Source organism: Bradyrhizobium sp. Kon69, from assembly GCF_055807515.1.
Genome location: NZ_JBVVOS010000014.1, coordinates 56,243 through 68,211, shown reverse-complemented (window position 1 = coordinate 68,211; position 11,969 = coordinate 56,243). Strand labels below are relative to the sequence as shown.

Here is an 11,969-nt window from a genome sequence, read left to right as displayed (position 1 = left end):
ATTTACTAGCACAGGCAGCCATCATCGCCACGTCGCAATCCGCGGCCTGTCGTGCAGGACTTCCGCGATCCGCAGCCGCGTGCCCGGCGTGGTCCCCTCGGGCAGCGCGGTGACCGCGAAGAATCCGCACTCGGCGATCTCGCGATTGGGCGCGGGCAGGCGATCCTGCTTGAACTGCCTGACGACGTAGACCGCAACATGGTCGCGGCGGGAGACGTGGCTGTTGAGAAAGATGCCGTGCAGCACGGCCTCGCCGGTGAGATCGATATCGCCCTCCTCCTTGAGCTCGCGCCGCAGCGCCTGCTCCATGGTCTCGCCGAGATCGACGCCGCCTCCCGGCAGATACCAGCCGGTGACGTAGCTGTGCCTGACCAGGAACACCCGGGTGTCGGCATCCAGCACCACGGCGCGGACGCCGAGCGTCATGCCGCGGACCAGCAGGAAATAGGCGTGGAAGATTCGCCGCAGCAGCGGCTCGAATCTCCGTCGGACGCTGTTCAGACGTTCTCCCATCGGGCTCCCTCGATGCCCCGCTTGCACGGAGCCTGCGACCTTGCCATTACAGCGGGCGAATAGCGAGGCAATCGCCCACAATGGCCCCCTTCACGCTCGCCCATCTGTCCGACCCGCATCTGCCGCCGCTGCCGAAGCCGCGGTTGATCGAGCTCGCCGGCAAGCGCGCGTTCGGCTATGTCAACTGGACGCGCAACCGTCACAAGTACCAGCGCCGCGAGGTGCTCGACGCACTCGTCGCCGATGTGAGGGCGCAAGCTCCCGACCACATCGCGGTCACCGGCGATCTCGTCAATCTGGCGCTCGAGGCGGAGTTCGCGCCGGCGCGCGCCTGGCTCGACGACGTCGGTCCGCCCGACCGCGTCACCACCATTCCCGGCAATCACGACGCTTATGTTCGCGCCACCTTTCATCGCTTCGGCGAAACCTTCGCGCCCTATCTTGCGGGCGACGATGGCCGTATCGGCTTTCCGAGCCTGCGCCGACGCGGGCCGCTCGCGCTGATCAGCCTGTCCACGGCGGTGCCCACCTTGCCGTTGATGGCGACAGGCACGCTCGGGCGCGATCAGCTCGCGTCGCTCGAAGAGGTGCTCCAACAGCTCGCGGCCGAGGACGTCTTTCGCGTGCTGCTGGTGCATCATCCACTGAAGTCCGGCGCGCGCCACAAGCGGATGACTGACTCCGCCGGGCTGCTGACGCTTTTGAAACGCCACGGCGTCGAGCTGATCCTGCACGGACACGACCACATTCATTCGACGATGTGGTTCGAGGGACCCAACGGCAACATTCCCGCAATCGGCGTGCCCTCGGCCTCCGCGCTCGCGCACGGGCGCACCCCGGCTGCGGCCTACAATCTGTTCACGATCGAGAAGGACAACACCGGCTGGCGTTGCGAGCAGACGGTGCGGAGCCTGGGGGCTGGATTTCAGATCGGGCAGATCAAGCATATAAGATTGATCTGAGGTCGTCGCCGTCATTGCGGAATGATCCGTAGCCCGGATGGAGCGCAGCGTAATCCGGGGCGGTGCATCTGTAGCGATAAGTTTCCCGGATTGCGCTTCGCTCCATCCAGGCTACGAGACGCGTCGTCACCAGCTCCGCAGGGCCGCGAGCACGGCAACGCCGAACAGCGCGGCGGCGCCGAGCACAAATCCGAACACGAATGGCCAGAGGCGTGAGCGGCGCCGCGGCGGCGCGGCCTCGGGCTTCGGCTCGGGCGGGATCACCATCGCATGCTCGCGCTCGATCATGCGGCGGGCGACATAGTCTGTGACGGCCTCGACGATCACAGCGGTGTCGTGCGATTCGGCGAGCACGATGCGGCCGAAGCGGGTGTCCTGCACGAAGCGGTACATCCGCTTGTCGCGCCCCATCAAGATGTGCGCGACGACGTCGATCCAGAGCCTCGGCGTATCGCCCTGGCTGATGCCGCGGTCGAACAGGTCGATCTTGTCCGGCACCTGCGCGAACAGGGGATCGAGCGAATCGTTGAGGATCTCGAGCCGCGCCACCTCGGCATCGCGCAAATCGACGACGACGCCGGTCCGGTCGGCGGCCTCGATCCGCGCGCGCAACAGCGCATCGCGCAGCCGCACCGGGCGCGGCTGGCTGGGATGGATCCCGCTGGTCTCGGGCTCTGACATTGGCGGCCTCGTCCTCACTTGGCCGGATTAACCTATCAGCAACCAAAGTGTCCGCAAAGGCCCTACAATTCCAGTTACTTACGGTGCCCACAGGTCGTTCACCTGTGCCAAAAACAGACGATCCCACCCGGCTTGCGCCGGATGGGACCCTCCGTCCTTGGACGTCTTCTTATTCAGATTGTCATGTCAGTTCAGATTGTCAGGCCGAGACCCGCGACGGCTCTTCCACGATCGAGAAGCGGACGCCGGCCTTGTGGCGGTTCTCTTCCGAGACCGAGCGCCAGGCGTCCTCGGCCTCCTTGCGGGTCTTGAACGGACCCTGCACCTGGGCCGAGCCTTCCACCAGCTTGTGGAAGTTCATCGAACCGAACTCGCCGCCGATCACCCAGAAATTGCTATTGGTCATTGTCAGTCTCCTGTCGATTAGCGTGATGCGTTAGCCGAACTGGTTCATCGTGTTGTGGGCACCGCCCGCCTTCAGGGCAGCCTCGCCGGCGAAGTATTCCTTGTGGTCGTCGCCGATGTCGGAGCCGGCCATGTTCTGATGCTTGGCGCAGGCGATACCCTGACGGATCTCGGCGCGCTGGACGTTCTTGACGTAGCCGAGCATGCCCTGGTCGCCGAAATATTCCTTCGCCAGATTGTCGGTCGAGAGCGCCGCCGTGTGGTAGGTCGGCAACGTGATCAGGTGGTGGAAGATGCCGGCACGCTTGGCCGAATCCGCCTGGAAGGTACGGATGCGCTCGTCGGCTTCCTTCGCCAGCGGCGTATCGTCGTATTCTACCTTCATCAGCTCGGCGCGATTGTACTTGCTGACGTCCTTACCCGCTTCCTTCATCGCGTCGTAGACCTGCCAACGGAAGTTGAGGGTCCAGTTGAACGAGGGCGAGTTGTTATAGGCCAGCTTCGCGTTCGGAACCACCTTGCGGATCCGGTCGACCATCTTGGCAATCTGCTCGATATGCGGCTTCTCGGTTTCGATCCAGAGCAGGTCGGCGCCGTTCTGCAGCGAGGTGATGCAGTCCAGCACGCAGCGGTCTTCGCCGGTGCCCGGGCGGAACTGATACAGATTGGAGGGCAGCCGCTTCGGACGCATCATCTTGCCGTTGCGGTTGATGATGACGTCGCCGTTGCGGGCGTTCTCCGCCGTCACTTCCTCGCAATCCAGGAAGCTGTTGTAGAGGTCACCGAGGTCGCCGGGCTTGTGGCTGACCGCGATCTGCTGGGTCAGGCCGGCACCGAGCGAGTCGGTGCGGGTCACGACGATGCCGTCCTCGACGCCGAGTTCGAGGAAGGCGTGGCGGCAGGCCCGGATCTTGGCCAGGAACACCTCGTGCGGCACCGTGACCTTGCCGTCCTGGTGGCCACACTGCTTCTCGTCCGAGACCTGGTTCTCGATCTGGAGCGCGCAGGCACCCGCCTCGATCATCTTCTTGGCGAGCAGATAGGTCGCCTCCGCATTGCCGAAGCCGGCGTCGATGTCGGCGATGACGGGCACGACATGGGTCTGGAAGTTGTCGATCTTCTCGATCAACTCCTTCTCTCGGGTCTTGTCGCCTTCCTTGCGGGCCTTATCGAGGTTGCGGAAGATATCGTTCAGCTCGCGCGAGTCGGCCTGACGCAGGAAGGTGTAGAGCTCTTCGATCAGCGCCGGCACTGAGGTCTTCTCGTGCATCGACTGGTCCGGCAGCGGGCCGAACTCGGAGCGCAGCGCAGCGATCATCCAGCCGGACAGGTACAAATAGGTGCGATCGGTCTTGCCAAAGTGCTTCTTGACCGAAATCAGCTTCTGCTGGGCGATGAAGCCGTGCCAGCAGCCCAGCGACTGCGTGTACTTGGTGGGATCGCCGTCATAAGCGGCCATGTCGGCCCGCATCAGCGCCGCGGTGTAGCGGGCGACGTCGAGGCCGGTCTTGAAGCGATTCTGCAGGCGCATGCGGGCGACGGCCTCGGCCGACACCCCGTTCCAGGTCGGCTGGGTCTCCAGGAGCGACCGGGCCGCCTCGACCTCATTCTGATACGAGGCGGGGGCCTGGAGGGTGCTGATGCCACGGGGCTGGTAATTCATGTGCCTGATCCTTTCAACGACGATGGCCACCAGCCATCGACATTCTTGACAATGCATTGCGAGATGCGTGTCAGAAGCTAAACGCGAGAAAGCTCAGCTCGTACAGTAGGCTTGTATTTGAATGGTGATGTCATGTAACATCGGTACTTGTAATAGATGTCACTTTGTAAATCTTGTAAATTAATTTAGGTCAGCAAAGCTGCCCTTGATGCCCCCTCCGGAGACCTGAGAATGCCCGCCGGTTCCAGCAAGAAGCTCTTCGTCGGCCCGCGCTTCCGGCGGATCCGGCAGCAATTGGGGCTGTCGCAGACCCAGATCGCCGAGGGGCTCGGGATCTCGCCGAGCTATGTCAATTTGATCGAGCGTAACCAGCGTCCGGTGACCGCGCAGATCCTGCTGCGGCTCGCCGAAACCTACGACCTCGACCTGCGCGACCTCGCGACCGCCGACGAGGACCGCTTCTTCGCCGAACTCAACGAGATCTTCTCCGACCCGCTGTTCCGCCAGATCGACGTTCCCAAGCAGGAACTACGCGATCTCGCCGAGCTTTGCCCCGGCGTCACCCATGCGCTGCAACGGCTCTATGCCGCCTATACCGAGGCCCGCCAGGGTGAGACGCTGGCCGCGGCACAAATGGCCGACCGCGACGTCGGCACCCGCTATGAGGCCAATCCGGTCGAGCGCGTCCGCGAGCTGATCGAGGCCAACCGCAACTACTTTCCGGAACTCGAGCAGGCTGCGGAGACCCTGCGCGACGAGCTGAACGTGCCGGCCGAAGAGCTTTATGCGGCGCTCGCGGCACGGCTGCGCGAAAAGCATTCGATCCAGACCCGCATCATGCCGGTGGACGTGATGCGCGAGACGCTCCGGCGCTTCGACCGCCACCGGCGCCAGCTCCTGATTTCCGAGCTGGTCGACCCGCCCGGCCGCGCGTTCCAGCTCGCATTCCAGCTCGGCCTCGTTGAATGCACGCAGCATCTGGAGACCATCATCGGCCGCGCCGGCCCGCTGGACGACACACCGCGCCGCCTGTTCCGCATCACGCTCGGCAACTATTTTGCAGCCGCCGTGATGATGCCCTACCCGGCTTTCCTTGCCGCGGCGGAAGCGTTGAACTACGACATCCATCTGCTGGCGCAGCGCTTCAATTCCGGCTTCGAGCAGGTCTGCCACCGGCTCACCACCCTGCAGCGGCCGAACGCGCGCGGCATCCCGTTCTTCCTGCTTCGTGTCGACAATGCCGGCAACGTCTCGAAGCGATTTTCATCGGGCACGTTCCCGTTCTCGAAATTCGGCGGCACTTGTCCGTTGTGGAACGTGCACTCGACCTTCGACACGCCTGATCGCCTGCTGAAGCAGGTGATCGAGCTCTCCGACGGCACGCGCTATTTCTCGATCGCGCAGATGGTGCGCCGCCCCGTCGCGCCGCACCCGCTGCCGCAGCCGCGCTTCGCCATCGGCCTCGGCTGCGAGATCCGTCACGCCGCGCGCCTCGTCTACGCTGCCGGCATCGATCTGGAGAAAACGGAGGGCACGCCGATCGGCGTCAACTGCCGCCTCTGCGAGCGCGAAAACTGCGCCCAGCGCGCCGAGCCGCCGATCACGCGCACGCTGATCCTGGACGAGACGACGCGGCGGGTGTCGAGCTTTGCGTTCTCGAATGCACGGGAGTTGTGAGAGGGCACATCTACCTCCTCGTCATTGCGAGCGAAGCGAAGCAATCCAGACTGTCTCCGCAGTGACAGCCTGGATTGCTTCGTCGCTTCGCTCCTCGCAATGACAAGGGACCTACGCCAGCGTATGCACGATCACCGGCCCCGCGGCGGCGCGGGCGTCGCCGGCAAGCAACGCACCCAGATCCTTCTCGATCCAAGCGATCGCACGCCTGTTCGCCTCCTCCGCCTGCTCGAACTTGTCGAAGATCGAAATCGCCGTGACGGTGTCGTCGCCGGCATAGACGACGTAATAGGCGCGGAAGCCATCGACGTCGCTGATGATCGGAACGGCGCCTTCCTTGATACGGCGCGCCAGCTCTTCGGCGCTCCCGCTTTTTGCCTTGGCCTGACGGATGGCGGCATACATGGCATCCTCCCTTCCGGCTATCTGGTTCGAGGGCTCGGTGCCCGGACCGCATGCTACGCCGAAGCGCGCGGGCAATCCACGCTTGGTTAACCCGGCGCTAATTCAGTTCCGCGATCCCCAACGATCGATTAAGCACGCCTCAAGATCGCTGCCTTAGTCTCGCCCCACTCACTTTTCGCAAACAACGGCGGCTTATCCTGCCGCGTGAAGTGACATCAGGGGGTTCATCATGCGCATTGCGTTGCTGCTGACCGCGACCATTGTCGGCGCGCTCTTTGCCAATCCGTCCCATGCCGGTCCGCTTGATGCGTCCGCCGGCGCAGCGCAGGCGTTGCCGCCGGGCTTCCAGAGCTACCGCGGCTACATGTTCGACCTGTCGGAGAATTCCGACCGCAAGGATGTCGACAAGCTCACCGACAATGTGAAGAGCCAGATCGACGTGGTCGAGGCTGCCGGCCTCTCGCCGCGCGTGCTGCGCTTCTTCCGCACCGTCCCGATCATCGCCAGCGAGCTGGCCTGCCTCGACGAAGGCGCCGCGACCGCCTGCTACGGCCGGGTCGCTCCGAACGTCGAGCGCCACGTGCCGCGGACGCTCACTGTTTGGGACCATGCCACCCAGCGCTGGACCAATCCCAATGCCGTCGACCTCGCGGTCGATTCGGGCCTCGGTGTGATCATGCTACGGCCGGACATGATGCGTTACGAAAAGGAAGCCGTGCTGCTGCACGAGTTGCTGCACGCCTACCACGCGCGGCTGTTGCCGGACGGCTACGCCAACAAGGGCGTGATCGGCTATTACGCCTACGCCAAGTCCAAGGATCTCCTGCCCAAGGAATCCTACGCGCTGAAGAATCACATGGAATTCTTTGCGGTGACCGCCAGCATCTTCCTGGCCGGCAAGAGCGAATTCCACGACCCGAAGTCGCGCGAGGCGCTCAAGGAGAAGCTGCCGGACTATTACAAATATCTGGTCGGCGTGTTCGGCTTCGACCCCGATCCGGCAGCGTCGAGCGGCCCAGTCGCCTCCCTGAAGTAAGACAGAAAGCGCAAAACCAAGGCAGAGAGCCGCGCGCGCAGCGCGGCTTTTTTGTTTTGATCACCGGAAGCTGCGGATGACGCGTGGCCGGGAATTGCCAAGGCGGGGCCCGATCTGCATAGTCCGCCCGCATCGATATTGTTTTCGAAGAGGATAGAACAACATGGCGGACGCCGACCTGGATGTCGTGATCCGGCAACTGGCCAGACAGCTGCATACGGGCCTGATGACCCGCGCCAAGGAGCGGCGGGATCGATTCAACGGCCTTGCGGCCAAGGCCAAGGGCAAGGAGACCGGCGACCGCTTCAAGATGATGGCCAAGGCCACCATGGAGCAGGCCGTTGCCGCCGCCAAGCGCCTGCAGATGTCCGCCGACAACGTCGCCGACAGCTACGCGCGGTCGATGCGGATCGCCGCCAGCACACCGGTCGCGGTGAAGGTGGAGAAGAAGGCCGCCAAGGAAAAGCCGGTGAAGAAGGCCAAGAAGGCCAAAGCCAAGAAGGCGAAGTAGGCGCTCACCTTCTTCCTTCTCCCCTTGTGGGAGAAGGTGGCGCGAAGCGCCGGATGAGGGGTTGTTTCCGCGAATTCAACTGCAGCAGGCTCACGCGCGGAGAGATACCCCTCACCCGTCTCGCCGCTTCGCGGCGAGCCACCCTCTCCCGCAAGGGGAGAGGGTTGCAGCGGCGCACGCAGCTCTAGATATCTCTACCTTCCTGGCGCGGCGAGCCGGGTTGGCTCGGCGCTCGCGAGTTCGGCGAGCTTTGCGCGTGCCGCGTCGCGGGTACGGGCGTCCTTGCCGGCGGGCAGCGCCAGCGCGGCCTCGAAATCGGCGCGCGCCTCATTCGGTTGGCCTCGGGCGAGGAAGGCGAGGCCGCGGTCAAGCCGAGGCTGCGCATCCGAGGGGTCGAGGCGGACCGCGGTGTTGTAGCTCAGGATCGCGCGATCGAGATCGCCGGCGGCCGCAAGCGCGAGACCGCGCTGGTGATAGGGCGCGGCGTGCCTGGGATCATGCGCGATCGCCTCGTCGTAATCCTCGATGGCAAGTTCGAGATCGCCATTCTGCCGGCGCGCCAGCGCCCGATCGCGATAGAGCGAGGCGCGATTGGGATTGAGGTGGATGGCCTCGTCGAAATCCGCGATCGCCCGCCGCCAGTCGCCATGGCGCAACGCGATCCGTCCACGCCCCTCATAGGCGAACGCGATCAGCGAGCCGCGCAGCGGCGAGAAGCCGATCACCGCCGAACAGATGTCGGGCTCGTCCTCGTCTCCGCAATTCACGACGGTGTGCGTGGACAGGCCAATCAGCACGCCGAGGGCGATCAACAATGGTACTGCAGCTTTGGTCATCTTCGACGGTGGCAGGCAGAGGGCCGGCCACGCATCCCCTTTCGCAGGAACTGTCACGGCAGGGTGTTAACACCGGCCGGGACCGTCCTGTGTGCGACAGGTCACAAAGCGCGCAAATTAGAGCCGCTGCTGCGTCAGCCCCACGGCCCGCGCGACGACGAGCGACCCCACGGGCTCCGCGGCGGATAGTTCTCATTGGCGCCGACCGACGGCGACGCCTGCGCGCCGAGCTCGGCTGCGAGCTGCTGAAGCGCCGCGATGCGATTCTGCGTCGAGGGATGGGTGGCGAACAGATTGTCGACGCCGTGGCCCGACAGCGGATTGATGATGAACATGTGCGCGGTGGCGGGATTTCGTTCCGCCTCGAAATTCGGGACCTGATGCGCCGCGCCTTCGATCTTCACCAGCGCCGATGCCAGCCACATCGGCTGACCGGCGATGCGTGCGCCGAGATTGTCCGCGGCGTATTCGCGCGTACGACTGATCGCCATCTGCACCAGCATGGCGCCGATCGGGGCGAGGATCATCATCAGGATCGAACCGACGATGCCCGGACCATTGTTGTCGCGGTTGCCTCCGAAGAACATGCCGAACTGCGCCAGCATCGAGATCGCACCCGCGATGGTCGCGGTCACGGTCATCAGCAGCGTGTCGTGATGCTTGATATGAGCGAGCTCGTGCGCGATCACGCCGGCGAGCTCCTCGCGGCTGAGCTGGCGCATCAACCCGGTGGTGACCGCGACCGCGGCATTCTCCGGATTGCGCCCGGTGGCAAAGGCGTTGGGCTGCGGCTCGTCCATCAGGAACACGCGCGGCATCGGCAAGCGGGCGCGGCCCGCAAGCTCGGCCACGAGCCCGACCAGCTCCGGCGCGCTGCTGCGGTCGACCTCATGGGCGCCATACATGGACAGCACCATCCGGTCGGAGTTCCAGTAGGTGAAGAGATTGGTCGCCGCGGCAATGACGAGCGCAATCATGGCGCCGCCGGCACCGCCGATCAGATAGCCGACGCCCATGAACAGGGCGGTGAGGCCTGCAAGCAGCATTGCGGTACGAAGATAGTTCATGGCCGTCTCCCGAGGCCGGCCGTGGCCGCTGGAGGGATTGCGGGCCGGCAAGCATGAGGTAGGGATGACCCCCGTCCGCGTGCAAGGTTTCAAGGTGCGTCGCGGAGCCGCGGCACTTGACCAACATTGCTTTTCCGTCATGCCCGGGCTTGTCCCGGGCATCCACGGTCTCCCTCCACGCAAGGCCGAAAGGCGTGGATGGCCGGGACAAGCCCGGCCATGACGAAGGGATGGTTTGAGGCGCTCAATTCCCTTAAGCTTTGGCGAGATTCCCCACGCGCCCTCCCCCCGGAAACCTCATGCTCCAGACCCGATTTGCGATCGTGGCCGTCACTCTTGTCGCGCTGTCTGCAACCGCCTCCGCCCAGTTCGCGCCGCCGGCCGCAAAGCCGGCGATCCCCCGGGCCACCGCGCCCTCCCCGCGCGCGGCGTCGTGCCACAACGGGGCGAACTTCGATCGCTTCCTGGCCGACGTGAAACAGCAGGCCGTTGCCGCCGGCGTGTCGCAGCGGACGATCGCGGCGGCCTCGCCTTACCTCGTCTACGACCAGGGCATCGTCAATCGCGACCGCGGCCAGCGCGTGTTCGGCCAGCTCTTCACCGAATTCGCCGGCCGCATGGCCGCGCCTTACCGCATGCAGAACGGCCAGCAGCACATCAAGCAGCATGCGGCCGCGTTCGCGCGCGCGGAGAAAGAATACGGCGTGCCGCCGGCGGTGATCGCCGCGTTCTGGGGACTGGAGAGCGACTTCGGCGTCAACATGGGCAATTTGCCGACGCTGAAGTCGCTGGTGTCGCTGGCCTATGATTGCCGTCGCTCCGAGATGTTCGTGAACGAGACTATCGCCGCGCTGAAGATCATCGACCGCGGTGATTTGCATCCCGACGAGATGGTCGGCTCCTGGGCCGGCGAACTCGGACAGACCCAGTTCCTGCCCGTGCATTACGTCAACTATGCCGTCGACTACGACGGCGACGGACGTCGCGATCTCCTCCGCAGCGAGGACGACGTGATCGGCTCGACCGCGAACTACATCGCCAACGGATTGAAGTGGCGGCGCGGCGAGCCGTGGCTGGAGGAGATCAAGGTGCCGCAAAACCTGCCGTGGGATCAGACCGACCTTGCGGTGCAGCTGCCGCGCTCGAAATGGGCGCAGCTCGGGGTGACCTATCCCGACGGGAGGCCGCTGCCGAACGACAATCTTGCCGCGTCGGTGCTGCTGCCGATGGGTCGGAACGGGCCGGCCTTCATGGCGTACCCGAATTTCGCGGCCTACACCGAGTGGAATAACTCGCTGATCTATTCGACCACCGCGGGTTATCTCGCCACCCGCATCGCGGGCGCGGCCCCGATGCGAAAGCCATCCACACCGGTCGCGCAGCTGCCGTTCAACGAGCTCAAGCAATTGCAGCAGCTTCTGGTCCAGGCCGGCTTCAACGTCGGCAAGGTCGACGGTGTGCTGGGCCAGCAGAGCCGCGCCGCGGTGAAGGCGATGCAGATCAAATACGGTCTCCCGGCCGATTCCTGGCCCACCGCCGAGCTTTTGGCCCGGATGCGCGGTGGCACGGCGCAGGCACAGCCGGCGGCGACGATCCGATAGAATTTTCGCACTGCACAAGCCGCTGCCGCGATTGTATTTTTCCATGAGGTTCCCATGTGAGTGGCTCAGGTTTCTCCTGAGATTTCCCACCACAGAGCGAGCATCACATGTCCTTCTACGACGCCGTCGTTCCCGCCTATTTGCAAATGCTGAACAGCCTGACCGGCCTGCTCACGAAAGCCGAGGCGCATTGTGCGGCCAAGAAGGTCGACCCCAGCGTCCTGCTCGGCTCCCGCCTGTTTCCGGACATGCTGCCGCTGTCGAAGCAGATCCAGCTGGTCAGCGATTTCGCAGCCAAAGGCTGCGCCCGGCTGACCCATAGCGACGTGCCGTCCACACCGGACACCGAGACCAGCTTTGCCGAGTTGAAGCAGCGCCTGGCAAAGACCATCGATTACGTGAAATCGTTCAAGCCCGATCAGTTCGAGGGCGCCGACACTAGGGACGTCACCTTCCCGGCCGGCCCCGACAAGTCCATCACCATGAAGGGCCAGCAATTCCTGAGCGCGTTCTCGCTGCCGAACTTCTATTTCCACGCCGCGACCGCCCACGGCCTTCTGCGCCACGCCGGCGTCGAGATCGGCAAGCGCGATTTCCTCGGCGCGAACTGAT

Annotated in this window: 13 protein-coding genes; 6 read left to right on the top strand and 7 right to left on the bottom strand. The window is 64.4% G+C overall.

The annotated features are described in order from the left end of the window. Positions 1 to 21: 21 nt before the first annotated feature. Entirely contained in the window at positions 22 to 513 is a 492-nt protein-coding gene (locus AC0L3U_RS19545) for an NUDIX domain-containing protein (protein WP_456765625.1), read from the bottom strand. Positions 514 to 593: 80 nt separating this feature from the next. Between AC0L3U_RS19545 and AC0L3U_RS19540 the strand changes: the two genes are divergently transcribed. Then, complete coding sequence (locus AC0L3U_RS19540) at positions 594 to 1,475, top strand: metallophosphoesterase family protein (RefSeq protein WP_473362846.1); 882 nt, start codon at positions 594 to 596, stop codon at positions 1,473 to 1,475. Positions 1,476 to 1,601: 126 nt separating this feature from the next. Here AC0L3U_RS19540 and AC0L3U_RS19535 read toward each other — a convergent pair whose 3' ends face one another. The 3 genes from AC0L3U_RS19535 to AC0L3U_RS19525 form a co-directional block, all read right to left on the bottom strand. Beyond that, positions 1,602 to 2,156: a hypothetical protein gene (locus tag AC0L3U_RS19535; protein ID WP_473362845.1), complete on the bottom strand. Its 555-nt coding sequence runs from the start codon at positions 2,154 to 2,156 to the stop codon at positions 1,602 to 1,604. A 199-nt stretch (positions 2,157 to 2,355) separates the two neighbouring features. Then, entirely contained in the window at positions 2,356 to 2,562 is a 207-nt protein-coding gene (locus AC0L3U_RS19530; RefSeq protein WP_007595122.1) for a DUF4170 domain-containing protein, read from the bottom strand. 30 nt (positions 2,563 to 2,592) lie between these two features. Then, a complete protein-coding gene (locus AC0L3U_RS19525; RefSeq protein ID WP_473362844.1) occupies positions 2,593 to 4,224 on the bottom strand; it encodes an isocitrate lyase in 1,632 nt (543 codons plus the stop codon). Positions 4,225 to 4,455: 231 nt separating this feature from the next. Here AC0L3U_RS19525 and AC0L3U_RS19520 point away from each other — a divergent pair, with 231 nt between their 5' ends. Next, positions 4,456 to 5,901 carry a helix-turn-helix domain-containing protein gene (locus AC0L3U_RS19520; RefSeq protein ID WP_456765629.1) on the top strand — a complete coding sequence of 482 codons (1,446 nt, stop codon included), beginning with the start codon at positions 4,456 to 4,458 and terminating at the stop codon, positions 5,899 to 5,901. A gap of 111 nt (positions 5,902 to 6,012) precedes the next feature. On the opposite strand, the gene AC0L3U_RS19515 is transcribed toward AC0L3U_RS19520, so the two are convergent. After that, positions 6,013 to 6,306: an antibiotic biosynthesis monooxygenase gene (locus tag AC0L3U_RS19515; protein WP_007607017.1), complete on the bottom strand. Its 294-nt coding sequence runs from the start codon at positions 6,304 to 6,306 to the stop codon at positions 6,013 to 6,015. Between the two features lie 229 nt (positions 6,307 to 6,535). On the opposite strand from AC0L3U_RS19515, the gene AC0L3U_RS19510 reads away from it, so the two are divergent. Both AC0L3U_RS19510 and AC0L3U_RS19505 read left to right on the top strand, forming a co-directional pair. Further along, on the top strand, positions 6,536 to 7,342 hold the full coding sequence (locus AC0L3U_RS19510) for a hypothetical protein (protein ID WP_456765631.1): 807 nt from the start codon (positions 6,536 to 6,538) through the stop codon (positions 7,340 to 7,342). A gap of 163 nt (positions 7,343 to 7,505) precedes the next feature. Next, a complete protein-coding gene (locus AC0L3U_RS19505) occupies positions 7,506 to 7,853 on the top strand; it encodes a hypothetical protein (RefSeq protein ID WP_473362843.1) in 348 nt (115 codons plus the stop codon). Positions 7,854 to 8,047: 194 nt separating this feature from the next. Here AC0L3U_RS19505 and AC0L3U_RS19500 read toward each other — a convergent pair whose 3' ends face one another. Together AC0L3U_RS19500 and htpX are read right to left on the bottom strand one after the other, a co-directional pair. Then, positions 8,048 to 8,689, bottom strand: coding sequence for a tetratricopeptide repeat protein (locus tag AC0L3U_RS19500; protein WP_473348060.1), 642 nt, complete (start codon positions 8,687 to 8,689; stop codon positions 8,048 to 8,050). Positions 8,690 to 8,823: 134 nt separating this feature from the next. Then, positions 8,824 to 9,756 (bottom strand): zinc metalloprotease HtpX, encoded by a 933-nt coding sequence (htpX, locus tag AC0L3U_RS19495; protein WP_473295075.1) that lies wholly within the window; start codon positions 9,754 to 9,756, stop codon positions 8,824 to 8,826. A gap of 299 nt (positions 9,757 to 10,055) precedes the next feature. Here htpX and AC0L3U_RS19490 point away from each other — a divergent pair, with 299 nt between their 5' ends. Then, positions 10,056 to 11,357 carry a lytic murein transglycosylase gene (locus AC0L3U_RS19490; protein WP_473362842.1) on the top strand — a complete coding sequence of 434 codons (1,302 nt, stop codon included), beginning with the start codon at positions 10,056 to 10,058 and terminating at the stop codon, positions 11,355 to 11,357. A 107-nt stretch (positions 11,358 to 11,464) separates the two neighbouring features. Then, positions 11,465 to 11,968, top strand: a complete 504-nt coding sequence (locus AC0L3U_RS19485; RefSeq protein WP_473362841.1) for a DUF1993 domain-containing protein — start codon at positions 11,465 to 11,467, stop codon at positions 11,966 to 11,968. Position 11,969 lies beyond the last annotated feature (1 nt).

Coding starts and splice junctions, on each gene's coding strand:
- AC0L3U_RS19545 (WP_456765625.1), bottom strand. CDS start 513: ATGGGAGAACGTCTGAACAGCGTCCGACGGAGATTCGAGCCGCTGCTG.
- AC0L3U_RS19540 (WP_473362846.1), top strand. CDS start 594: ATGGCCCCCTTCACGCTCGCCCATCTGTCCGACCCGCATCTGCCGCCG.
- AC0L3U_RS19535 (WP_473362845.1), bottom strand. CDS start 2,156: ATGTCAGAGCCCGAGACCAGCGGGATCCATCCCAGCCAGCCGCGCCCG.
- AC0L3U_RS19530 (WP_007595122.1), bottom strand. CDS start 2,562: ATGACCAATAGCAATTTCTGGGTGATCGGCGGCGAGTTCGGTTCGATG.
- AC0L3U_RS19525 (WP_473362844.1), bottom strand. CDS start 4,224: ATGAATTACCAGCCCCGTGGCATCAGCACCCTCCAGGCCCCCGCCTCG.
- AC0L3U_RS19520 (WP_456765629.1), top strand. CDS start 4,456: ATGCCCGCCGGTTCCAGCAAGAAGCTCTTCGTCGGCCCGCGCTTCCGG.
- AC0L3U_RS19515 (WP_007607017.1), bottom strand. CDS start 6,306: ATGTATGCCGCCATCCGTCAGGCCAAGGCAAAAAGCGGGAGCGCCGAA.
- AC0L3U_RS19510 (WP_456765631.1), top strand. CDS start 6,536: ATGCGCATTGCGTTGCTGCTGACCGCGACCATTGTCGGCGCGCTCTTT.
- AC0L3U_RS19505 (WP_473362843.1), top strand. CDS start 7,506: ATGGCGGACGCCGACCTGGATGTCGTGATCCGGCAACTGGCCAGACAG.
- AC0L3U_RS19500 (WP_473348060.1), bottom strand. CDS start 8,689: ATGACCAAAGCTGCAGTACCATTGTTGATCGCCCTCGGCGTGCTGATT.
- htpX (WP_473295075.1), bottom strand. CDS start 9,756: ATGAACTATCTTCGTACCGCAATGCTGCTTGCAGGCCTCACCGCCCTG.
- AC0L3U_RS19490 (WP_473362842.1), top strand. CDS start 10,056: ATGCTCCAGACCCGATTTGCGATCGTGGCCGTCACTCTTGTCGCGCTG.
- AC0L3U_RS19485 (WP_473362841.1), top strand. CDS start 11,465: ATGTCCTTCTACGACGCCGTCGTTCCCGCCTATTTGCAAATGCTGAAC.